This window comes from Aureimonas pseudogalii (genome assembly GCF_014196835.1).
GTDB lineage: Bacteria > Pseudomonadota > Alphaproteobacteria > Rhizobiales > Rhizobiaceae > Aureimonas > Aureimonas pseudogalii.
The window spans coordinates 978653-1000238 of record NZ_JACIEK010000001.1 but is presented as its reverse complement, the minus strand read 5'-3'; the positions used below and the strand labels follow the sequence as shown (position 1 = coordinate 1000238).

Here is a 21586-nt window from a genome sequence, read left to right as displayed (position 1 = left end):
AGAAAGGGAAATTCGATGGCTGACAAGTGGAATGCGGGGCTTCGCAGCGTCCCCGTGGCGGGAAGCCGAACCGACGCCGCGATCGACCAGGGCCTGCGGGCCTACATGCTGAAGGTCTACAACCTGATGGCGGCGGGTCTCGCCATCACGGGTGCGTCGGCCTACGGCGTCTACTCCCTGGCCACCACGAGCGATCCCGCCAACGCGGTGGGCCAGATCCGCGGCGTGATGGTTACCCAGTTCGGCGCGGCGATCTACGACTCGCCGCTCAAATGGGTGCTGATGTTCGCGCCGCTTGCGATGGTGTTCTTCCTCGCCGCGCGCATCAATCGCATGAGCACCCAGGCCGCGCAGGCGACCTTCTGGGCCTATGCCGCGATGGTCGGCCTATCGCTGTCGACGATCTTCCTCGTCTACACCCAGCAGTCGATCACCCAGGTCTTCTTCATCACGGCCGCCTCGTTCGGCGCGCTCTCGCTCTTCGGCTACACCACCAAGCGCGATCTGTCGGGCATGGGCTCGTTCCTGATCATGGGCGTGTTCGGCATCGTCATCGCGATGATCGTCAACATCTTCCTGCAGTCCTCGGCGCTCGCCTTCGCGGTGTCGGTAATCGGCGTCCTCGTCTTCGCCGGCCTCACCGCCTACGACACGCAGCGCATCAAGGAGATGTACTGGGAGGGCGACGACACGCTGGTGGCCGGCCGCAAGGCGATCATGGGCGCCCTGTCGCTCTACCTGAACTTCATCAACATGTTCATGTTCCTGCTGCAGCTCTTCGGCAACCGCAACTCGTAAGCGACCTGCCACGCCAGTCGATCGAAGGGCGGCCCTCGGGCCGCCCTTTTTCGTGGGCGCGTTGGGAAGACGGGGGCGCTGCCCCCGGCCCCGCCAAGGGCCTGAGGCCCTTGGAACCCCCTCACTTCCTTCGATGACGGGGGTGGGCCGTTGGTCCGCCCCCATCATCGATCAAAGAGAAGCAGGGGTCCGGGGGTGTCAGCCCTCGGGCGGGGTTCGGGGCGGCAGCCCCACTTCCAACCACCGCCCACGTTGAGCCGTCCCGGCGGCGCGCCTATGGTGGACGGGAGTGATTCCCGAAGGCGAGGCCATCGAAACCATGAGTGCATTCACCCTCCGCGACGCGGTGATCGAGGACGTGCCGGCCCTGCGGCGGATCTACGAGGATGCGGTTCTGCACGGCACGGCGACGTATGAGCTGGTGCCGCCGGACGAGGCGGAGATGGCGACGCGGTTCCGCAACCTGACGGGGCAGGGTTATCCCTACCTCGTGGCGCTCGATGCCGAAGGCGTCGTGGTGGCCTATGCCTATGCCGGCCCGTTCCGGGCGCGCCCCGCCTATCGCTGGTCGGTGGAGGATTCCGTCTACATGCTGCCGGAGGCCAAGGGGAAGGGCATCGGCACCGCGCTGCTACGCCGGCTGGTGGAGGTCTGCGAGGAGAAGGGGTTCCGGCAGATGATCGCGGTGATCGGCGGCTCCGACCACCAGCCTTCGATCAAGCTGCACGAGCGCGTCGGCTTCCAACACATCGGCATTTTCGAGGGCTCGGGCTTCAAGTTCGGGCGCTGGATCGACACCGTGTTCATGCAGTACCGGCTCGGCGAGGGGCGCGACACGCTCCCCGACGAGGCGGCCTATCCCGGCACGATGGGGTAGGGGCCGAAGGCGCGTTCCCGAGCGGTCCGCGATGCCGGCCGTTCGCTCGTCAGACGCCCAGAGGTCGGCGATGGTTTTGTCGTTTCCAAGCGCAACGCGGCGCGCGGCCCCGCCGTGCCCTCGCGGGAAGTGCTCCGCTGCCATCACGCCGGGTTCGCCCGCGCGGTCAATCGTGACCGGAAAAGGCTGGCAATCGCGGGCGGCCGATCGTATGTCGGCCCTGCGATCTCCCTCGTAGGTGTCACGCCGTCCGGCGGCCCGGCTCATCGCCGCCCGTGAAGCGTTCGTCTCGATCCCATGTCGGTTTCCACCTCCGGCGCCGGCATCGCCGCCGCGTCCCGTGCCCCCCGCAACTTCCGCACCGTCGCCCTCATCGTCGCCAGCGCCATGTTCATGGAGCAGCTCGATGCGACGATCCTCGCAACCGCCCTGCCAACGATGGCGCGCGACTTCGGCGTCGGCGCGCCGGCGATGAGCATCGCGCTCACCTCCTATCTCATCAGCCTCGCCGTGTTCATTCCGGCAAGCGGCGCGATGGCCGACCGCTGGGGTTCGCGCACCGTGTTTCGCGCCGCGATCGGCGTCTTCGTGCTGGGCTCGATCCTCTGCGCGCTCGCGCCGAACCTCGGGCTTCTCGTGGCAGCGCGGCTGCTGCAGGGGCTCGGCGGGGCGATGATGATGCCGGTCGGCCGGCTCGTGCTCCTGCGCTCGGTGGAGCGGCGCGACCTCGTCTCGGCCATGTCCTGGCTGCTCGTGCCCGCGCTGATCGGCCCGATCCTCGGGCCCCCCGTCGGCGGCCTCATCGTGACCTATGCCGACTGGCGCTGGATCTTCTACATCAACGTGCCGATCGGACTTCTCGGCATGGTGCTCGTCACGCTCTTCATCGACGAGACGCGCGGCGAGGTCATGGGGCCGTTCGACCGCTGGGGCATGGTGATGTCCGGCATCTCGCTCGGCTCGCTGCTCTTCGGCTTCGAGATGGCGAGCCGCGACGGCGAGGGGCTGACCGCGCTGGCGCTCGTCGCGCTCGGCCTCGTCTCGGGTGCCCTCTACCTGCGTCACGCAAGGCGCCATCCCGCGCCGATCCTCGATCTTTCGCTGATGCGTGTGCCCTCGTTCGGCACCTCGGTGATCGCGGGCTCGCTGACGCGCATCACGCAAGGGGCGCAGCCCTTCCTGCTGCCGCTGATGATGCAGCTCGGCTTCGGCCTTTCGGCCGCGACGAGCGGACTGATCACCATCGCCACCGCGATCGGCTCGCTCGCCATGAAGGCGCTGGCGCCGCGCCTGCTGCGCCGCTTCGGCTTTCGCGACGCACTGATGGCGAACGGCGTCGCGGCGGTGCTGCTCTACGGCCTCTGCGCCTTCTTTCGGCCGGACTGGCCGCTGCCGCTGATCTTCGGGGTGCTCATGGTCTGCGGCTTCTCGATGTCGTTCCAGTTCACCGCCTACAACACGGTGGCCTACGACAGCATCTCGAACCGCCAGATGAGCTCGGCGACGAGCTTCTACACGACGTTCCAGCAGCTCATGCTGTCGCTCGGCATCTGCGTCGCCGCGCTGGCGCTGCACGGCTCGATGCAATGGCGGGACCACGCGACGCCGCAGCTCGCCGACTTCTCGGCGGCCTTCGCGGTGGTGGTGGCGATCTCGCTGGCGGCGACGATCTGGAACGCGCGCTTCGCGGCCGATGCCGGGCGCGAGATCAGCGGCCATGGCGAGGGCGCGCCGGAGCCGGCCAAGGCGCCGGCGACGGAAGCCGCCGAAAGCCTCGATCGCGTCCGTTGACGCTGCGTCAGAAGAGGTCGCCCTGCACCGTCTCGGTGTGGGCCCGGCGAGCACGCCGGGCCGGCCGCGCGGGGCGGGCTTCCGGCGTCTCGGGCAGTTCGCCCGCGGGGTCGAGCGCCAGCGCCGGGCGCTTGCGACCGTGGGCGAACTCGATCTCGAAGCGCGAGCCCGGCACGAGATCCTCAGCCCGGGTGATCGGCACGTCGCCGGCGCCGCGCACGATGGCGTAGCCGCGCTCCAGCACCTGGCGCGGATCGAGGCTGGAGGCCATGCGCCAGGAAGCGCCGAGCGCCGCACGGCGCCGATCCTGCAGCCCCTTGAAGGCGCGATCGAGCCGGTCGCCCGCCGTCAGCAAGCGGTGGCGCGCCTCGTCGGAGCGGGCGGCGACGATGTGCGGGCGGAAGGCGCCGGCGAGCCGGTCGAGCCGGTGGCGGTGGCGGGCGAGCGACAGGCCGACCGCGTGCAGCGCCTGCTGGTCGGCATGACGCAGCTCGCCGCGCTTGTCGCGCAGGGCCGCCTCCAGCCGCTGGGGCGAGAGCTGTGAGCCGATCTCCACGAGATCGCGCCGCCGGTCGGAGAAAAGGCTCCGCAGCGAGCGGCCGAGGCCGGCGTCGGCCTCGTCGAGCCGTCGGCGCGGCAGCGCCAGCAGCGTGTCGGCAGAGGGCAGGGCGCGGGCCAGCGCCGCCACGGCGCGCCGCTCGCCCTGCAGCCCGCGCGAGATCGCCGCGCCCGAGCGCGCGTCCAGCGCCGCAAGCGTCGCCACGAGATCGGCGCGCACCGGCACGGCCATCTCGGCGGCGCCGGTCGGGGTCGGGGCGCGCCGGTCGGCGGCGTGGTCGAGGAGGCTCCAGTCGGTCTCGTGGCCGACGGCCGAGATCAGCGGGATCGACGAGGCTGCGGCGGCGCGCACCACCGCCTCGTCGTTGAAGCCCCAGAGATCCTCGAGCGAGCCGCCGCCGCGCGCCACGATGAGAAGGTCGGGGCGCGGGATCTTGCCGCCCTCGGGCAGCGCGTTGAAGCCGGCGATCGCCGCGCTCACCTCCGCGCCGCAGGTCTCGCCCTGCACGCGCACCGGCCAGACGAGGAGATGCAGGGGAAAGCGGTCGGCGATGCGGTGGCGGATGTCACGGATCACCGCGCCGGTCGGCGAGGTGACGACGCCGATGACGCGCGGCAGGAAGGGCAGCGGGCGCTTGGCCTCGGCCGCGAACAGCCCCTCGGCCTCGAGCCTCAACCGGCGCTCGTTGAGAAGCGCCATCAGCGCGCCGGCGCCGGCGGGCTCCATCGCCTCGATCACGATCTGGTATTTCGACGAGCCCGGAAAGGTCGTGAGCTTGCCGGTGACGATGACCTCCAGCCCCTCTTCGGGCTTGAAGGCGAGCTTGGCGAAGCTCGTGCGCCAGACCACGGCTTCGAGCCGCGACTTGTCGTCCTTCAGCGCGAAATAGGCATGGCCGGAGGAATGCGGCCCGCGATAGCCGGAAATCTCGCCGCGCACGCGCACGTGGCCGAACGTCTCCTCCACCGTGCGCTTCAGCGCGCCGGAGATCTCGGTGACGGAATATTCGGCGACGTTGGTCGCGGCCGTCTCGCGAAGCGCACTCACCGCTCTCAGACCCCGACCAGACGCTGGGGCCCGGCGGCCGGGCGCAGCAGCGAGGGGCGCGTCGTCCGGGTTTCGGCGAGGCGCGGGCGGATCGGCGCGGCGACCGGCGCCAGATTCTGCAGGCTCTCGCGGATATGCTCGACGAGGGCCGAGATCACCGGCGTGTTGGTGTTGCGCCCGCGCATGACCGCGATCTCTGCGTCCTCCAGCCGCGGGAAGCCGTCGGCCTCGCCGAGCACCCGCATGCCCGGACGCAGCGCGCATTCCGGCAGCACGCTGACGGCCAGACCGGCGAGCACCGCGGAGGTGACGATCTGCGCCGACCAGGAGGTGAAGAGCACGCGGTGCGCGCGGCCGATCCCGTCGAGCGCCTCGATGCCCTGACGCCGCCAGGCGCAGTCCTGCCGGCCGATCGCCAGCGGCAGCACCGGCTCCTCGTGCACCGAATGCGAGGCGGAGGTGACGAAGTGCAGCGGCTCGCGCCGCACGATCTCCGACCAGGCGCTGCTCTTGGTCGGGCAGACGAGCGCGACGTCGAGATGGCCCTTGTCGATATGCTCGATGAGGCTCGACGTCGTCTCGCAGGCGATCTGCAGTTCGACGCGCGGGTTGGAGCGCACGAAGCGCGCCATGATCTCGGGCAGGAAGCGCTCGGCATAGTCGTCGGGCAGGCCGATGCGCACGTGCCCCTCGATCGTCTCCTCGTCGAAGGCGGACAGTGTCTCCTGGCTGAGCGCGAGCATGCGCCGCGCATAGGCGAGAAGGCGGCTGCCGGCGTCGGTCAGCTTCACCGCGCGGCCCGAGCGCTCGAAGAGCTCGGTGCCGAGGCGCTCCTCCAGCCGGCGCACCTGCATGGAGACGGCGGACTGCGTCTTGAACACCTCTTCGGCGGCGCGCGTGAACGAGCCGGTGTCGACGATCGCCACGAAGGTGCGGAGCTGGTCGAGATCGAGTGGATTGGCCATCGTCTGATCCATCGCGTTAGCTGATGACCCGCATAAGAAACATTCGTTGGTCTGATCCGTCAAGGCGATCTATCTCAGATCCTGTCACGCCCGCCCAACGGCTTTTCCACCGGTGAACACCCCGTTCGCCGGACCGCCGGAGGCATGTCTGACCCCCGATATGGCACTCGAAAGGAGAAACGGCCATGACGCTCGCTTCGAAGACACCGGCTTCCCGGATCACCGAAACCCTGGCACCGGCGTTCGCCACCGGTCTTTCGGCCCTTCGCGCGATCGTGCGGACCTTTCTCAATCGCCGTGCCGCCTACCGCGTGTCGGAACTGCCGGACTATCTTCTCACCGACATCGGCCTGAAGCGCGACGACGTGCATGAGGCGATGCATGCCGACTGGCGCGAGGATCCGACCTTCAAGATGGCGATGGCGGCGGGCCGCCGCCGCCGGTCGCCCGCGCGCGACTGATTCCCCCGCCGGCTGGGGATCGCCGGTCGGACTTGGAGGGATGCGAGACATGGAAGGCCGGGAGGGTATCCGCGACGATCGCGGCGCCCTCCCGGCCTTTTTTCGTTTCGTTGCCGCCGGGAAAGCGGCTTGGCGATCAGGCGTTCTCGCGCAGGGCGCCGGCGAGTTCGCCGGTGCGCGTCGCCAGAATCTTGTCGACGCGGCGCCCGTCGAGATCCACCACCTCGAAGCGCCAGGCGCCGTACTGGATGGCTTCGCCGACTTCGGGAATGTGGCCGAACTGGTCGAGGATGAAGCCGGCGAGCGTCTCGTAGTCGCGCTCCTCGGGCAGCTTGGCATCCGCGAGGCGCCGCTCGACGTCATCGATCGGCATGCCGGCGTCGATCAGGTAGGAGCCGTCGGGGCGCTGCGTCGCGCCGTAGTCGTCGCTCGCGCCCTCGGGCAGCGAACCGGCGATGGAGACGAGAATGTCGGTGGGCGTCACCACGCCCTCGAACGAGCCGTATTCGTCGAGCACGATCGCCATGTGGATGTTGGAGGTGCGGAAGCGGTCAAGGAGCTTCAGCACCGGCATGGTCTCGTTGACGTAGAGCGGCTCGCGGATCACCGCCTTCACGTCGATGCTGCCGGTGGTGCGATACTGCTCGAGCAGCTCCTTGGCCTGCACGACGCCCACGAGATCGTCGATGTCCTCGGCGGCGACGGGAAAGCGCGAATGGCCGCTGAGATGGATCTCGTCGAGAATGACGCTGGGCTCGTCGGCCAGCGAGACCCAGGCGACGTCGGGGCGCGGCACCATGATGGAGCGCACGTTGCGATCGGCGATGCGCAGCACCCCCTCGATCATCTCGCGCTCCTTCTCCTCGAAGACGCCCGATTCGGTGCCCTCGGCGATCATCGCCTTGACCTCCTCCTCGGTCACCGCGTTCTCGTTGGCCTTGCCCGCGCCCACCAGCTTGCCGACGATCTCGGTGGAGACGCGCAGGAACCAGACGATCGGCAGGCCGATGCGCGCGAGGAAGCGCATGGGCGAGGAGACGAAGCAGGCGATGGCCTCGGGATTGGCGAGGGCGAAGCGCTTGGGCACCAGCTCGCCGATGATCAGCGAGAAATAGGTGATGAGCACCACGACGATGCCGAAGGACAGGCCTTCGGCATAGGGACCGATGAGCGGCAGCCCGCCGAGGAACGTGGCGACCGGGCCCGAGAAGGACGAGGCGCCGTACGCGCCGGCGAAGATGCCGACGAGGGTGATGCCGACCTGGACGGTCGACAGGAAGCTGGTGGGATCGTCGATCAGCTTGAGGGCGCCGCTCGCCCCGCGCTTGCCGTTCTGGGCCATCTGCTGGAGGCGGGCACGCCGCGAGGACACCACCGCCAGTTCCGACATCGCGAAGAAGCCATTGAGAACGATGAGGAAGACGACGATGAGAAGATTAGCGATCAGCATCCGGGTTCCGTGGGGATACGACGATCCCGCGCGTTTCAGTCTCCCGCACTATAGGGGGCGGGTCCGTCGCCGTCCAAGGCCGTATCGGCAAAATCTTTTGCGGCGCGGTGCCAGTCTTCGTGGCGGCCTCGGCGGCTGAAGACCGGGCGCGTCAGGGTTTCGTCGGGCGATGGCGCTCGAAGAGCGACAGCATCTCGCGAACGTAGTCCGCCTGCAGCGAGCGGGCATTGTCCATCAGGCCGAAGAACGGGTCGGCCGGTGCGCCATCGGCGGTGCCGGGTTCCCCCTTCGCCGCGCCGGGCCGGGAGGCGCCCGGGGTCGTCGGAGGGGCGCCGGGCGGCACGAAGGCCTTCATCATCGAACCGAAGAAGCCGAACGGGTCGCCGGGCGTTGCGGAAGCGCCGCCGCCGCCGGGCATCCAGGGCACGCCGCCCTTCAGCGCCTCGGCGAAGAGCGAGGCCATGGCGGGGGCGGCCGGGCGGCCGGGCGCGCCTTGCGCGGAGGGGCGGCTGAACGCCTCTACCGCGTTCGCGCTGCGCCTCATGGCTTCGGCAATCGTCTGGCCGGCGGCGTCGGTGGGAAAGCTGCCGGGCGCCGCCGCCAGCGTGCGCAGCATCGACTGGAAGGTCAGCGCCCCCAGCATCGGCATCATCTTCTCGATGACGTCCGGCGCCTGGCCGGTGAGCATCGAGGCCTGGCGCGCGATCGCGTGCATCAGGTCGGCGTTGAAGAGGCCGTCCATGACGGTGCGCCCGGCCGCGGCGCCGGGAAACAGCCCGCCGCCGCCGGCCGTGGCCTGGCCGACGCGGCCGACGAGGTCGGTCCAGCCGGCGGGGTCGGCCATGGCGCGCTGCATGCCCAGCATGAAGGCCGGCACCAGCGCGTCGGCGGTGCGGCGCATCTCCTCTTGGCTCAATCGGAAATGCGCGGCGATCTGCTCGGCGGCAGGGCCCGCGTCGCCCGCGCGCAGCCAGTCGAAGAAATCGGTCATCGCCCCTCCCGCCGGGGCCGCCGCAGGAAGCGCGAAGGCGGCCGGTCGTGCTTGCCAGGATGGCGCGGCCGGGCCGGCGCCACAAGCCGTTCACGACGAAAAGACGACAGGCCCTTCCGCAAGGCCGGCCGGGAGCCCGGTGCTAGTAGGCCATGTGCCGGAACAGCGGCTCGAGGCGTCCCCCCCAGGGGCCCTCGTAGAGCCGCAGGAGATCCTCGGCGACGGTGTGCCCGCGCGCCACCACGTCCTCCAGCGGCTGCAGGAAGATCGTCTCGTCCTCGCCGGCGGCGTTGAGCCGCGCGCGCCGCGCCAGACCCTCGCGCGAGATCGCCACTGCCCGGCGGGCGATGGCGAGCACGGTGCCCTCGCGGAAGGGCGTCGCGAGACCGAGACGCGGCACCTCGCGGCGTAGCGCCGAGACCTCCTCGAAGCTCCAGTCGCGCGTCGTCGACTCGATCTCGTCGAGCGCGGCCTCGTCGTAGAGGAGGCCGGTCCAGAAGGCGGGCAGCGCGCAGATGCCGCGCCACGGGCCGCCGTCGGCGCCGCGCATCTCGAGGAAGCGCTTCAGCCGCACGTCGGGGAAGAGGGTGGAGAGATGGTTGGCCCAGTCGCCGTGATTGGGAACGAGGGGCCCGGCGCGCCCGCGCAGCGTCGCGGGCACCGCGCCGTCGAGGAACTGGCGGAAGGTGATGTCGGTGGCGTCGAAGTAGCGCCCGTCGCGCATCGCGAAATACATGGGCACGTCGAGCGCCCATTCGACGTAGTCGCGGTAGCCGAAGCTCTCCTCGAAGGCGCAGGGCAGAAGGCCGGAGCGACGGTTGTCGACGTCGGACCAGACGTCGGAGCGCCAGGAGACGAGGCCGTTCGGCCGCCCCTCGGTGAACGGCGAATTGGCGAAGAGCGCCGAGGCCACCGCCTGCAGGCGCATGCCGACCTGCATCTTGCGGCGCATGTCGCGCTCGGAAGAGAAGTCGAGATTGACCTGGATGGTGGAGGTGCGGAACATCATGTCGAGGCCGCGCGTCCCGACCTTCGGCATGTAGCGCGCCATGATCTCGTAGCGCGACTTCGGCATCACCGGCGTCTCTTCGAGCGTCCAGACGGGGCTGGCGCCGAGGCCGAGGAAGCGGATGCCGAGCGGTTCGGCGACGTCGCGAAGATCGGCCAGATGCGCGTTCGACTCGCGGCAGGTCTCGTGCAGCGTCTCGACCGGCGCGCCGGAGAGCTCGAACTGGCCGCCGGGTTCGAGCGAGATGGCGCCGGCCCCGGCCGCGCCGGCGAGGCCGATGATGCGCCCGTCGTCGACGATCGCCTCCCAGCCCGAAAGCGCCTGCATGCCGTCGAGGAGCGCGCGGATGCCGCGCTCGCCCTCGTAGGGCACGGGCGAGAGGTCGGCTGTGTAGAAGGGAAACTTCTCGTGCTCGGTGCCAATGCGGAACGCCTCCGCCGGCTTCTCGCCCTCGGCGATGTGGCCGACCAGTTCGTTCAGGTCGGCGATCTCTGTCAGATCGGTCGTATCGCGCGCCATCGAGTGCTCCGGCCTGGATGCGAAAAGTCTCGGCTCCGCCGCTCCCGGCCGAGGCGAACGGTGCATGTCCGCTTTCGCCGGGAGGCGCAAGCGCTTTTACCGTGAACGGTCCGGCGCGCGCGTCAGCTGCGCGGCCAGTCTCCCGCGGCGGCCTGGAGAACCGCCAGCGCCGCGACGGCCGCGGTGTCGGCGCGCAGGATCCGCGGTCCCAGCGAAATGGCGCGCACGAAGGGCAGGGCGAGCAGCATCTCGCGCTCGGCCGCCGAAAAGCCGCCCTCGGGCCCGACGAGAAGGCCGATCGGGCGATCGGCGAGGGGTTTGAGCGTCGCCAGCGGCGGCTCGGCGCCCGCGCGCTCGTCGCAGAAGACCAGCGTGCGCGCCGCGTCCCAGCCGGCCAGCAGCCGGTCGAGCTTCACGATGTCGCGAACCTCAGGCACGGCGAGCACGCCGCACTGCTCGCAGGCCTCCACCGCGTTGGCCTTCGCGCGCTCCACGTTGAAGCGGGGCGCCTGCGTGTGCTGCGTCTGAACCGGCTGGAGGAGGCCGGCGCCCATCTCCACGGCCTTCTGCACGGTGTAGTCGAGCCGCGCCGACTTCAGCGGCGCGAAGCAGTAGTGCAGGTCGGGCAGCGGCATCTGGTCGCGCAGGTGCTTCGTCGGCACGAGGAACAGGCGCTTGCGCCCTTCGCGCCGGAGCTGCGCCCGCCATTCGCCGTCGCGCCCGTTGAAGACGAGAATCGCCGCGCCTTCATCCAGGCGCAGCACGTTGAGGAGATAGTTCGCTTGCGGGACCGTCGCCTCGATCGCCACGTCGCGCTCGATCGTCGGCTCGAGGAACAGGCGGGGTCCGGAGAAATCGTAGTCGGGCATGGGTTTCGCCGGCAGGAGAACGGATCCGGCCGAACCCGATCGGCCCGAGCGGCGTTAGCCGAGCGACCGAAGGCGGTTGGCCTCCCAACGCTCGTTCTAGCGAGAACGCGCGCGGTTTCCAGCGCCTCCACCCCCGTAGCGGCCGAGACGGTCCTTCGCCCAGTGCTTGTTCCCGCGCGCCCCCGAACCCGACCCCGAACCCGACAAGGACCCCCATGGACCTGCAGATCCGCAACCGCGTCGCCATCATCACCGGCGCCAACGGCGGCATGGGCCTTGCCACCGCCCGGCTTCTCGCCGAAGAGGGCGTGCGCCTCGTGCTCACCGACAAGGACCTCGAGGGCATGGAGGCGCAGGCCGCCTCGCTCCCGGCCGAGACGCTGGTGGTCGGGGCCGACATGACCGACGACGACGCGGTGCGCGACCTCGTGCGCACGGCGCTCGACCGGTTCGGGACGATCGACATCGTGGTGCACACCGCCGGCATCACCGGCGCCAAGGGCGATCCGATCGACCTCGCCGACGACGACTACCGCGAGGCCTACGAGACCGACTTCCTCTCGGCCGTGCGCATCGCGCGCCATGCGCTGCCGGTGATGAAGCGCGGCGGCTGGGGCCGTTTCGTCTGCATCGCCTCCGAGAACGCCGCCCAGCCCTATTGGGAGGAGGCGACCTACAACACGGCCAAGGCCGCGGTGGTGGCCTTCGTGAAGGGGCTCTCCTACCGCGCCGCCGCCGACGGCATCCTCTGCAACACCGTCTCGCCCGCCTTCATCGCCACCGACATGACCGATGAGATGATGACGAAGCGGGCCGAGGAGAACGGCACCTCGTTCGACGAGGCGATCGAGAGCTTCCTCGAGGAAGAGCGTCCGGGCATCGTGCAGAAGCGCCGCGGCCGGGCGGAGGAGGTGGCGGCGGTGATCGCGCTCCTCGTCTCGGAGCGCGCCTCCTTCGTCAACGGCGCGAACTACCGCGTGGACGGCGGTTCGGTGCAGGCGGTCGGCAACTGACGGGGGCGGGCGCCTGTTCGCCGGTCACTCGGCCGGCAGGCGGCGCCCCGCGACCTCGGCGCCGGCCTCGTCGGGCAGGCGCCGGAAGGGCAGTGCGGCGACGACCGTGACGATGCCGACGACGAAGAAGGCCACCGAAAAGTCGGCGACCGTCGCCGTTCCCGTGCCGTTCAGCGCGATGCCGATCTCCAGAATGCCGCCGGCCATGGCGACGCCGCCGGCGATCGCGATCTGCTGGAAGGCGGCGAGCATCGAGGTGGCGTCGCCCGTGCGCGTCTTCGAGACGTCGGCGAAGGCCAGCGTGTTGACGCCGGTGAAGAAGAGCGAGCGGAAGAAGCCGCCGATCAAGAGCAGCACCACGAGGACCAGCACCGGGGTCTCCGGCCGGTAGAAGCCGATCGCCCCCATCAGCGTGCCGCCGACCAGCGCCGCGGCGGTGAGCGTGGTGCGGAAGCCGAAGCGCTTGAGGATCGGCTTCACCAGCGCCTTCATCATCATCGCGCCGCCGATCGAGACGGCGCTGACGAGGCCCGACTGCAGCGGCGTGTAGCCAAAGCCGAGTTGCAGCATCAGCGGGAAGAGGAAGGGCACGGCGCCGGCGCCGAGCCGGAAGATGCCGCCGCCGATCACGGCGGCGCGCAGCGTCGGGATCTCCAGGAGCCGCAGTTCCAGCACGGGCCGCTCGGTGCGCCGGGCATGGCGCACGTAGAGCGCGGCCATCGCGATCCCCGCCAGCGCCAGCGCGGCGCCGAAGAGCGGCGGCAGCGCAGGCAGCGAGACGACGGAGAGGCCGAACACGACGCCGGCGCAGGCGAGGCCCGAGAGCGCGAAGCCCGGCCAGTCGAAGGTGATGCCGGGAACTCGGTCCACCGCCGGCAGGAAGCGCTGCGCGAGGAGCACCCCGGCGACGCCGATCGGCAGGTTGACGTAGAAGATCCAGCGCCAGTCGGCATAGGTGGCGATGGCGCCGCCGAGCGGCGGGCCGATCAGCGGCCCGACCAGCGCGGGAATGGTGAACCAGGCCATGGCGCCGACGAGATCGGATTTCGGCACGGCGCGCACCAGCAGCATGCGCCCGACCGGCGTCATCATCGCCCCGCCGATCCCTTGCAGGAAGCGCGCCGCGACGAACCCCTCGAGCGAGCCGGCAAAGCCGCAGGCGAGCGACCCCGCCATGAACACGCCGATGGCGCACTGGAACACCGGCTTGGCGCCGAAGCGGTCGGCCATGCGGCCGGAAATGGGAATGAACACCGCGAGCGAGACGTAGTAGCTCGTCAGCGCCAGCTTCAGGGCGATGGGGCTGGTGCCGATGTCGGCGGCAATGGTCGCGAGCGAGGTCGCGATGACCGTGGAATCGATGTTCTCCATGAACAGGGCCACGGCGAGCACGACGGGAACGATGCGTTTCACGGGGAGCCGGGTCCGGACGGGAGAGGAGCGCGGGCATGGCGGCCGCGCGACCTGTCGATGGCGGGAAAGATGGACGAAAGCGAGGCGCCGGCAAGCTTTGCGGACCGGGATGCTATGGCAAACTGACGATGGGCGGGTTGCCGCGAGGATGCGCCTTCGCATCTACCCGCAAAACGAAGTGCGGTTTCCGCACGGGGCCATGGCGCGAATTGGTCCCGCCAGGACACCCGTTTCCCGAGGCAGGAGAGATCGACCATGTCGTCCACCGAAGGCATCAACCGTCGCAACGCGCTGCTTCTGGCCGCCGGCGGCGTCTCCGCCGTCGCCGGAGCGGGCGGCGCGCTCGCTCAGACCCCCACCCCATCCCAGGATGCGACCCCGATGACCGCCGCCGACACCCATCCGCTGGCGCCGGGCTGGCGCCGCTTCGCCGTCGGCGACGCCGTGATCACCGTGGTGCTCGACGGCATCCGGCCGGGCGAGGGGCCGTTCCCGACCTTCGGCGAGGACCAGTCGCAGGAGGCGGTGGGCGCGCTGATGCAGGCGAACGGCCTGCCGGCCGGGCGCTTCGTCAATTTCTTCAACCCGATGATCGTCCAGCTCGGCGGCGAGACGATCCTCGTCGACACCGGCATGGGCGAGGGCGGGCGCGCCAACGGCATGGGCCTCCTGCGCGCGCGCATGACCGCCGCCGGCATCGCGCCGGAGGATGTCGGCATCGTCGTGCTCACGCATTTCCACGGCGACCACATCAACGGTCTCATGGAGGCGGGCGCCCCGGCCTTCCCGAACGCGCGCTACGTGGCGGGGCAGGCGGAGATGGACTTCTGGACCTCCGACGAGGCGAAGAACGGCCCGCGCGCCGAGAACGCCAAGGCAGTGGAGACGCTGGTGGTGCCGCTGCGCGACAAGACCACGCTGATCGGTGACGGCGACGAGGTGGTGCCGGGCATGACGGCGCGCGCCGCCTTCGGCCACACGCCGGGCATGCTCGCCTTCGAGATCGCGTCGGGCGGCAAGCGCCTGCTGCTGAGCGCCGACACGTTCAGCCAGTTCGTCGTCTCCTTCCAGAAGCCGGACTGGCAGGTGCGCTTCGACCAGGACAAGCCGGCGGCCGCCGCGACGCGCCGGCGCCTCGCGGCAATGTTGGCCGGTGATGGAACGATGGTCGCCGGCTACCACCTGCCGTTCCCCGCGATCGGCACCGTGATACGCGACGGCGAGGCGTTCCGTTTCGTGCCCGACACCTACCAGAGCATCATTGAGGGCTGATCCGCCCCGTTTGCCCGGTTTGCTGCGGTGCTTCCCAATCCGGGGGCTCCGTGCTACCAGCCCTTGCCAATCCTAATCGCGGGCGCCCCCAAGGCGCCTGCAATCATTTCGAGGACTGGCGATGGCCCGCATCATCGAGACGGCAACCGGCACGCTCGCGCTCACCTTCGACGACGTGCTGCTGCAGCCCGGCCATTCCGAGGTGATGCCGGGGCAGGTGGACGTGCGCACCCGCATCACCCGCACGCTGCGCCTCAACATTCCCATCCTCTCCGCCGCCATGGACACGGTGACGGAATCGCGCCTCGCCATCGCCATGGCGCAGGCCGGCGGCATCGGCGTGATCCATCGCAACCTCACCCCGATCGAGCAGGCCGAGGAGGTGCGGCAGGTCAAGAAGTTCGAGAGCGGCATGGTGGTGAATCCCGTCACCATCGGGCCGGACGCGACGCTCGGCGACGCCCGCGCGCTGATGAGCCAGCACCGCATCTCCGGCATTCCCGTGGTGGAGAACGGCGGGCGCGGCGGCCAGACGCGCGGCAAGCTCGTCGGCATCCTCACCAACCGCGACGTGCGCTTCGCCTCCGACGACAGCCAGCGCATCGCCGAACTGATGACGCACGAGAACCTCGTCACCGTGCGCGATACGGTGGATCAGGGCGAGGCCAAGCGGCTGCTCCACACCAACCGCATCGAGAAGCTGCTCGTGGTGAACGAGGCCCGCCACTGCGTCGGGCTCATCACCGTGAAGGACATGGAGAAGTCGCAGCTCAACCCCTTCGCGGCGAAGGACGCGCAGGGGCGCCTGCTCGCGGCCGCCGCGACCAGCGTCGGCGACGACGGGTTCGAACGGGCCGAGCGGCTGATCGACGCCGGCATCGACCTCATCGTGGTCGACACCGCGCACGGCCATTCGCAGCGCGTGCTCGACGCGGTGGCGCGGGTGAAGCGCATGTCGAACGAGGTGCAGGTGATCGCCGGCAACGTCGCGACGCCGAGCGGCACGCAGGCGCTCATCGACGCCGGCGCCGACGGCATCAAGGTCGGCATCGGGCCGGGCTCGATCTGCACCACGCGCATCGTGGCGGGCGTCGGCGTGCCGCAGCTCTCGGCCATCATGGATGCGGTGGCCGTGGCCGACAAGGCGGGCGTGCCGATCATCGCCGACGGCGGCATCAAGTTCTCGGGCGATCTCGCCAAGGCGCTGGCGGCCGGCGCCTCGGCCGCGATGGTCGGCTCGCTGCTCGCGGGCACCGAGGAGAGCCCGGGCGAGGTCTATCTGCACCAGGGACGCTCCTTCAAGGCCTATCGCGGCATGGGCTCGGTGGGCGCGATGGCGCGCGGCTCGGCCGACCGCTACTTCCAGGCCGAGGTGCGCGACACGCTGAAGCTGGTGCCCGAGGGCATCGAGGGGCAGGTGGCCTACAAGGGCGCGGTCTCGGCCGTGCTGCATCAGCTGACGGGGGGGCTTCGCGCCGCCATGGGCTACACGGGCGCCGCGACTCTCCAGGACTTCCGCGAGCGCGCCACCTTCGTGCGCATCTCGAATGCCGGCCTTCGCGAGAGCCACGCCCACGACGTGACGATCACCCGCGAGAGCCCGAACTATCCCGGCGCCGGGCTCTGAGCCCGGCGGACGTTCGCCCGTAGGCGTTTCGTCAAGGGACGCTTGCTATCCTCGCCCGTTCGGATCGAGCGTTGCGGGTGCCCCATGAAGATCGCCATCGTCGGCTGCGGCTTCGTCGCCGACTATTACATGCTGACGCTCGCCAACCATCCCGCGCTGGAGCTGGTGGGCGTCTTCGACCGGGACCCGGTGGCGCTGGCTCGCTTCTGCCGGCATTTCGGCGCGCACGCCTTCGCCAGCCTCGAAGCCCTTCTCGCCGAGCCCTCGGTCGAGATGGTGCTGAACCTCACCGATCCCGAGAGCCACTACCCGGTGTCGAAGGCCGCGCTCGAGGCGGGCCGGCATGTCTACTCGGAAAAGCCGCTGGCGATGCGCGTCGAGGACGCCTGCGAACTGGTGGCGCTCGCCGAGGCGCGCGGGCTGGAGATCGCCGGCGCGCCCTGCTCCTATCTCGGCGAGGCCGCAGCGGCCGCTGGCGCGGCGATCCGCCAGGGCACGCTCGGCGAGGTGCGCCTCGCCTATGCCGAGATGGAAGACTCGATGGTCTTTCGGAAAGACCACGCGGCGTGGCGCAGCCCGTCGGGCGCGCCCTGGCCCGGCGCGCACGAATTCGCCATCGGCGCGACGCTGGAGCATGCCGGCTACTATCTCACCTGGCTCTGCGCCTTTTTCGGCCCAGCCGTGTCGATGACCGCATTCGCGGCGCGCTGCTTCGACGACAAGGGCACGGGGCAGCGGCCCGACGAACTCGCCAACGATTTCTCCGTCGCCTGCCTCACCTTCCGCTCCGGCGCGGTGGCGCGGCTGACCTGCGGCCTCGCCGCGCCGGTCGATCGCTCGCTGCATCTCGTGGGCACGAAGGGCATCCTGTCGGTCAGCGACGGCTGGGACTACCGCTCGCCGGTCTACCGGCGCGACGTCCTCGGCGGCTGGCCGTCCCGCCCCGCGATCCTTGGCAAGCTCCTCGCCCGGCTGTCGGCGCGCCGCCCGCTGCGCCATTGGTTCGGCCGGCGGGTCGAACTCGCGCCCTCCACGGCGCGGGTGCCCGCGACCTCCTCGCGCATGGATTTCGCGCGCGGGCCGGCCGATCTCGCGCGCTCGATCGCGGCGGGACGGCCGCATCCGTTCGGCGGCGCCTTCGCCGCGCATGTCACCGAACTCGCGCTCGTGGCGCAGAACGCCGACCGCTACCCCATGCCCTACCGGCCGACCACGAGCTTCGAGCCGGTGGCCTGAGGCGTCGCGATCAGGCGCGTGCGGCCGCTTCGATGAGGTCGAGCACGGCGATCGACTGCGCGAGCGGCATCACCGGGCTTTCCGTCAGGCCGCGCGCCAGGCATTCGGCGAAATGGTCGGCCTGATAGTGCAGCCCGGACCCTGCAAAGAGCGTGGGATGACGCCGCAGCTTGGCCTCGGAGGCGAGCGCGCGGAGAGCCGGCAGCACCGCGATCCGTGGGCGCGGGGGGATCGATATCAAGTCGGCTTCCCTCGATAGCGGCGCGGCCGTGCCGGTGCGGCGCACCGATATCATCGGCGGGCAGAGCATCGAGCGGTGGGCGCGCGCGATGCCCTTCGTGCCCGCGAGGCTCGCCTCGTTCAGCCCTTCCGCGTCGAAGCCGCAGGCGAGGATGCCGAGCGCATCGCCGTGCCGGGTCACCAGCCCAGCCGAGACGATCGCGCCGTCCGCGGAGCGCCGCACCTGCGCGGAGACCGTCTCGGCGGGGCCGAGGAGATGCAGCGCCAGCGACACCGGGTAGACGCCGAGATCGAGCAGCGCGCCGCCTCCCGCGGGGTCGGCGAGCGGCGAGCCGGGCGCGATCGCATGGGCGAAGGAGAGCGCGGCGTCGAGCCGAGCGAGGCGCCCGAGCGCGCCCTCGTCGGCGAGGCGCTTGAGGCGCACGATGCCGGGCGTGAAGCGCATCCACATCGCCTCCATCGCCAGCAGGCTGGCGCTGCGGGCGGCGTCTGCCAGCGTGCGGGCCTCGCTCGCGCCCGCGGCGAAGGGCTTCTCCACCAGCACCGGCTTGCCGGCTTCGAGCGCCATCAGCGCCCCGGCGAGATGCGCCGCGTTCGGCGTCGCGACGTAGACGGCGTCGACGTCGGCGCGCGCGAGGATGGCGTCCGGCGTGCCGGCGAGGACGCCCGGCCCAAGACGCGCGGCGAAGGCGCGGGCGCGCTCGGGCGTGCGCGAGGCGACGGCCTGGACGATGCCGCTGCGGGAATGGCGCATGTCGGCGGCGAAGCGCGCCGCGATGGCGCCGGTGCCGAGGATCGCCCAGCGGAGCAGAGAGGCGGACGGCATGGGGCTCTCCTCGGGAGGACGGATGCGGGGCCGCGACCATGCCGCAGCACCCGTTGGCAAAGGCTGAAGAACGGCGCCGCTAGGCCGCAGCCGCCGGTCCCGCCCCGCGCGGCAGCGCGCGGATGAGATCCGCCAGCGCCTCGAAGTCGCGCCGGCGCGCCACCGAGCCGCGGAAGGCGAGCGCCAGGGTGCGCGAGGGCGAGGGCGCCTGGAAGGGCAGCACGCGGATGCCGCCGCCGCGGCTTTCCGCCTCCACCGCCATCTCGGGGATGAGCGTCGCGCCGAGACCGCCCGCCACCATGCGCAGGATCGTGGCGAGGCTGGTGGCGCCGAGGCTGGCGAGCGCGCGCGCCTCCACCAGGCCGCAGATCTTCAGCGCCTGGTCGCGCAGGCAGTGGCCTTCTTCCAGAAGGATCAGCCGCTCGCTTGCAAGAGCGCCGACGCTCACCGCGCCCTGGAACCGTTCGCGCTCGGCCTCGGGAATGGCGAGGTGGAAGCGGTCCTCGAAGAGCTCGATCGTCTGGAGGCCCGGCTCCGCGAAGGGCAGCGCCAGCACCACGCAGTCGAGATCGCCGGCCGCGACGTCGCGCGCCAGCGTGTCGGTGACGCTCTCGCGGATCTCGCAGTCGAGCCCGGGATGGGCGCGGGCGAGCGCCGGCAGGAGCGTCGGCAGCAGGTAGGGCGCGACGGTGGCGATCAACCCGATGCGAAGCCGCCCCGTCAGCACCTCGCCGCAGGCGCGCCCGAGCGTTTCGAGGTCACGCACCTCGGCGAGGATGTGCCGCACGCGCGCGAGCACCTCCTCGCCGTCGCGCGTCAGCACGGCGCCGCCCGGCCGGCGCTCCAGCAGAGGGCCGCCGAACGTCTCCTCCATTGCCGCCACCTGCGCCGAGAGGGCGGGCTGGCTGACATGGAGGAGGCGGGCCGCGGCACCGAAATGGCCCGTGGCGGCGACGGCTTCGAAGGCTCGGAACTGGCGAAGGCTGAACATAGCGATAGGTTAAACCGATCGGCATCCCTTGAAAATGCGATTTGCGGTTATCGCCAAAAGACCGTCATGGTCGTCTGGAAGAATTCCAGATCACGGCCCATATGCCGGACGATCCGAACGGAGACACAGATGACCGACAGCAAGATCCTGACCACCACCGCCGGCGCGCCGGTGCCGGACAACCAGAACTCCTGGACGGCCGGTGAGCGCGGCCCGCTGCTGCTGCAGGACTACCAGCTGATCGAGAAGCTGGCCCATCAGAATCGCGAGCGCATTCCCGAGCGCGTCGTTCACGCCAAGGGCTGGGGCGCGCTCGGCACGCTGAAGATCACCGGCGACATTTCCAAGTACACCAAGGCCAAGGCGCTGCAGCCCGGCGCCGAGACGCCGATGATCGCGCGCTTCTCGACTGTGGCCGGCGAATCGGGCGCGGCCGACGCCGAGCGCGACGTGCGCGGCTTCTCGCTCAAGTTCTACACGGACGAGGGCAACTGGGATCTCGTCGGCAACAACACGCCCGTGTTCTTCGTGCGCGACGCCTACAAGTTCCCGGATTTCATCCACACCCAGAAGCGCCACCCCAAGACCAACATGCGCTCGCCCACCGCCATGTGGGACTTCTGGTCGCTCTCGCCCGAATCGCTGCATCAGGTGACGATCCTGATGTCGGATCGCGGCTTGCCGATCTCGCCGATGCACATGAACGGCTACGGCTCGCACACGTTCTCGCTCTGGAACGACGCGGGCGAGCGCTACTGGGTGAAGTTCCACTTCAAGACCCAGCAGGGCCACAAGTTCCACACGAACGAGGAGGCCGACCAGGTCATCGGGAAGACGCGCGAGAGCTACCAGGAAGCCCTCTACGGTGCGATTGACGAGGGTCGCTTCCCGCGCTGGACGATGCAGGTCCAGATCATGCCGGAGATGGACGCGGAGAAGACCTCCTACAATCCGTTCGATCTCACCAAGGTCTGGCCGCATTCGGAGTATCCGCCGATCGACGTCGGCGTGCTCGAGCTGAACCGCAATCCCGAGAACTACTTCGCCGAGATCGAGAACGTCGCGTTCTCGCCGTCCAACATCGTGCCGGGCATCGGCTACTCGCCCGACAAGATGCTGCAGGCGCGCGTCTTCTCCTATGCCGACGCCCACCGCCACCGGCTGGGCACGCATTATGAGAACATCCCGGTCAACCGCCCGAAGAACGAGGTGCACCACTACCACCGCGACGGGCAGATGAACACGTATGGCGGCATCCGCACCGGCAACCCGGACGTCTACTACGAGCCCAACTCGTTCAACGGTCCGGTGGAGCAGCCCTCTGCCAAGGAACCGCCGCTGCGCATCCACGGCGATGCCGACCGCTACAACCACCGGATCGGCAACGACGACTACGGGCAGGTGCGCGACCTCTTCAACCTCTTCGACGAGGGCGAGAAGAAGCGCCTCTTCGCCAACATCGCAGCGGCGATGTCCGGCATTCCCGAGGAGATCGCCGATCGCCAGCTCGCGCATTTCGACAAGGTCCACGCCGATTACGGCGCGGGCGTGCGCCGGGCGCGCCAGCTTCACGAGGGCCGCGAGCCCGCGATCTCGGTGACGCCGGAGACCCCGCAGCAGGCCGCCGAGTAA

18 protein-coding genes are annotated in these 21586 nt (G+C 70.2%); 9 read left to right on the top strand and 9 right to left on the bottom strand.

Going from position 1 to position 21586, the window contains the following annotated elements; all coding sequences use genetic code 11:
• Nucleotides 1–15 precede the first annotated feature (15 nt).
• From GGR04_RS04580 to GGR04_RS04570, 3 genes are all read left to right on the top strand, one after another.
• Entirely contained in the window at nucleotides 16–798 is a 783-nt protein-coding gene (locus GGR04_RS04580) for a Bax inhibitor-1/YccA family protein (RefSeq protein WP_183198288.1), read from the top strand.
• Nucleotides 799–1117: 319 nt separating this feature from the next.
• A complete protein-coding gene (locus GGR04_RS04575; protein ID WP_183198286.1) occupies nucleotides 1118–1675 on the top strand; it encodes a GNAT family N-acetyltransferase in 558 nt (185 codons plus the stop codon).
• Between the two features lie 297 nt (nucleotides 1676–1972).
• Nucleotides 1973–3466: an MFS transporter gene (locus GGR04_RS04570; RefSeq protein WP_183198284.1), complete on the top strand. Its 1494-nt coding sequence runs from the start codon at nucleotides 1973–1975 to the stop codon at nucleotides 3464–3466.
• 7 nt (nucleotides 3467–3473) lie between these two features.
• On the opposite strand, the gene xseA is transcribed toward GGR04_RS04570, so the two are convergent.
• Together xseA and GGR04_RS04560 are read right to left on the bottom strand one after the other, a co-directional pair.
• Nucleotides 3474–5072: an exodeoxyribonuclease VII large subunit gene (xseA, locus tag GGR04_RS04565; protein WP_183198282.1), complete on the bottom strand. Its 1599-nt coding sequence runs from the start codon at nucleotides 5070–5072 to the stop codon at nucleotides 3474–3476.
• A gap of 5 nt (nucleotides 5073–5077) precedes the next feature.
• Complete coding sequence (locus tag GGR04_RS04560) at nucleotides 5078–6037, bottom strand: LysR family transcriptional regulator (RefSeq protein ID WP_183198280.1); 960 nt, start codon at nucleotides 6035–6037, stop codon at nucleotides 5078–5080.
• 185 nt (nucleotides 6038–6222) lie between these two features.
• On the opposite strand from GGR04_RS04560, the gene GGR04_RS04555 reads away from it, so the two are divergent.
• Nucleotides 6223–6498 carry a hypothetical protein gene (locus GGR04_RS04555; protein ID WP_183198278.1) on the top strand — a complete coding sequence of 92 codons (276 nt, stop codon included), beginning with the start codon at nucleotides 6223–6225 and terminating at the stop codon, nucleotides 6496–6498.
• A 136-nt stretch (nucleotides 6499–6634) separates the two neighbouring features.
• Here GGR04_RS04555 and GGR04_RS04550 read toward each other — a convergent pair whose 3' ends face one another.
• The 4 genes from GGR04_RS04550 to GGR04_RS04535 form a co-directional block, all read right to left on the bottom strand.
• Nucleotides 6635–7948 carry a hemolysin family protein gene (locus GGR04_RS04550; RefSeq protein ID WP_183198276.1) on the bottom strand — a complete coding sequence of 438 codons (1314 nt, stop codon included), beginning with the start codon at nucleotides 7946–7948 and terminating at the stop codon, nucleotides 6635–6637.
• Between the two features lie 151 nt (nucleotides 7949–8099).
• Nucleotides 8100–8939: a DUF937 domain-containing protein gene (locus GGR04_RS04545; protein WP_183198274.1), complete on the bottom strand. Its 840-nt coding sequence runs from the start codon at nucleotides 8937–8939 to the stop codon at nucleotides 8100–8102.
• A 142-nt stretch (nucleotides 8940–9081) separates the two neighbouring features.
• Complete coding sequence (locus GGR04_RS04540) at nucleotides 9082–10467, bottom strand: glutamate--cysteine ligase (RefSeq protein ID WP_183198272.1); 1386 nt, start codon at nucleotides 10465–10467, stop codon at nucleotides 9082–9084.
• A gap of 122 nt (nucleotides 10468–10589) precedes the next feature.
• Nucleotides 10590–11336 carry a 16S rRNA (uracil(1498)-N(3))-methyltransferase gene (locus GGR04_RS04535; RefSeq protein ID WP_183198270.1) on the bottom strand — a complete coding sequence of 249 codons (747 nt, stop codon included), beginning with the start codon at nucleotides 11334–11336 and terminating at the stop codon, nucleotides 10590–10592.
• A 215-nt stretch (nucleotides 11337–11551) separates the two neighbouring features.
• On the opposite strand from GGR04_RS04535, the gene GGR04_RS04530 reads away from it, so the two are divergent.
• Nucleotides 11552–12349, top strand: coding sequence for an SDR family NAD(P)-dependent oxidoreductase (locus GGR04_RS04530; protein WP_183198268.1), 798 nt, complete (start codon nucleotides 11552–11554; stop codon nucleotides 12347–12349).
• A gap of 24 nt (nucleotides 12350–12373) precedes the next feature.
• Here GGR04_RS04530 and GGR04_RS04525 read toward each other — a convergent pair whose 3' ends face one another.
• Entirely contained in the window at nucleotides 12374–13762 is a 1389-nt protein-coding gene (locus GGR04_RS04525) for an MFS transporter (RefSeq protein WP_183198266.1), read from the bottom strand.
• Nucleotides 13763–14017: 255 nt separating this feature from the next.
• On the opposite strand from GGR04_RS04525, the gene GGR04_RS04520 reads away from it, so the two are divergent.
• The 3 genes from GGR04_RS04520 (at nucleotide 14018) to GGR04_RS04510 (ending at nucleotide 17897) form a co-directional block, all read left to right on the top strand.
• Entirely contained in the window at nucleotides 14018–15034 is a 1017-nt protein-coding gene (locus GGR04_RS04520; protein WP_183198264.1) for an MBL fold metallo-hydrolase, read from the top strand.
• A gap of 121 nt (nucleotides 15035–15155) precedes the next feature.
• Nucleotides 15156–16661: an IMP dehydrogenase gene (guaB, locus tag GGR04_RS04515; protein ID WP_183198262.1), complete on the top strand. Its 1506-nt coding sequence runs from the start codon at nucleotides 15156–15158 to the stop codon at nucleotides 16659–16661.
• Between the two features lie 84 nt (nucleotides 16662–16745).
• On the top strand, nucleotides 16746–17897 hold the full coding sequence (locus tag GGR04_RS04510; protein WP_183198260.1) for a Gfo/Idh/MocA family protein: 1152 nt from the start codon (nucleotides 16746–16748) through the stop codon (nucleotides 17895–17897).
• A 10-nt stretch (nucleotides 17898–17907) separates the two neighbouring features.
• Here GGR04_RS04510 and GGR04_RS04505 read toward each other — a convergent pair whose 3' ends face one another.
• Both GGR04_RS04505 and GGR04_RS04500 read right to left on the bottom strand, forming a co-directional pair.
• On the bottom strand, nucleotides 17908–18963 hold the full coding sequence (locus tag GGR04_RS04505; RefSeq protein ID WP_183198258.1) for a Gfo/Idh/MocA family oxidoreductase: 1056 nt from the start codon (nucleotides 18961–18963) through the stop codon (nucleotides 17908–17910).
• 79 nt (nucleotides 18964–19042) lie between these two features.
• Nucleotides 19043–19954: a hydrogen peroxide-inducible genes activator gene (locus tag GGR04_RS04500; RefSeq protein WP_183198256.1), complete on the bottom strand. Its 912-nt coding sequence runs from the start codon at nucleotides 19952–19954 to the stop codon at nucleotides 19043–19045.
• A gap of 129 nt (nucleotides 19955–20083) precedes the next feature.
• On the opposite strand from GGR04_RS04500, the gene katA reads away from it, so the two are divergent.
• Nucleotides 20084–21586: a catalase KatA gene (gene katA, locus GGR04_RS04495; protein ID WP_183198254.1), complete on the top strand. Its 1503-nt coding sequence runs from the start codon at nucleotides 20084–20086 to the stop codon at nucleotides 21584–21586.

Bases quoted from the DNA above. Each gene is read 5' to 3' on its own strand.
- GGR04_RS04580 (WP_183198288.1), top strand. From the start codon at position 16: ATGGCTGACAAGTGGAATGCGGGGCTTCGCAGCGTCCCCGTGGCGGGA.
- GGR04_RS04575 (WP_183198286.1), top strand. From the start codon at position 1,118: ATGAGTGCATTCACCCTCCGCGACGCGGTGATCGAGGACGTGCCGGCC.
- GGR04_RS04570 (WP_183198284.1), top strand. From the start codon at position 1,973: ATGTCGGTTTCCACCTCCGGCGCCGGCATCGCCGCCGCGTCCCGTGCC.
- GGR04_RS04560 (WP_183198280.1), bottom strand. From the start codon at position 6,037: ATGGCCAATCCACTCGATCTCGACCAGCTCCGCACCTTCGTGGCGATC.
- GGR04_RS04555 (WP_183198278.1), top strand. From the start codon at position 6,223: ATGACGCTCGCTTCGAAGACACCGGCTTCCCGGATCACCGAAACCCTG.
- GGR04_RS04550 (WP_183198276.1), bottom strand. From the start codon at position 7,948: ATGCTGATCGCTAATCTTCTCATCGTCGTCTTCCTCATCGTTCTCAAT.
- GGR04_RS04545 (WP_183198274.1), bottom strand. From the start codon at position 8,939: ATGACCGATTTCTTCGACTGGCTGCGCGCGGGCGACGCGGGCCCTGCC.
- GGR04_RS04540 (WP_183198272.1), bottom strand. From the start codon at position 10,467: ATGGCGCGCGATACGACCGATCTGACAGAGATCGCCGACCTGAACGAA.
- GGR04_RS04535 (WP_183198270.1), bottom strand. From the start codon at position 11,336: ATGCCCGACTACGATTTCTCCGGACCCCGCCTGTTCCTCGAGCCGACG.
- GGR04_RS04530 (WP_183198268.1), top strand. From the start codon at position 11,552: ATGGACCTGCAGATCCGCAACCGCGTCGCCATCATCACCGGCGCCAAC.
- GGR04_RS04520 (WP_183198264.1), top strand. From the start codon at position 14,018: ATGTCGTCCACCGAAGGCATCAACCGTCGCAACGCGCTGCTTCTGGCC.
- guaB (WP_183198262.1), top strand. From the start codon at position 15,156: ATGGCCCGCATCATCGAGACGGCAACCGGCACGCTCGCGCTCACCTTC.
- GGR04_RS04510 (WP_183198260.1), top strand. From the start codon at position 16,746: ATGAAGATCGCCATCGTCGGCTGCGGCTTCGTCGCCGACTATTACATG.
- GGR04_RS04505 (WP_183198258.1), bottom strand. From the start codon at position 18,963: ATGCCGTCCGCCTCTCTGCTCCGCTGGGCGATCCTCGGCACCGGCGCC.
- GGR04_RS04500 (WP_183198256.1), bottom strand. From the start codon at position 19,954: ATGTTCAGCCTTCGCCAGTTCCGAGCCTTCGAAGCCGTCGCCGCCACG.
- katA (WP_183198254.1), top strand. From the start codon at position 20,084: ATGACCGACAGCAAGATCCTGACCACCACCGCCGGCGCGCCGGTGCCG.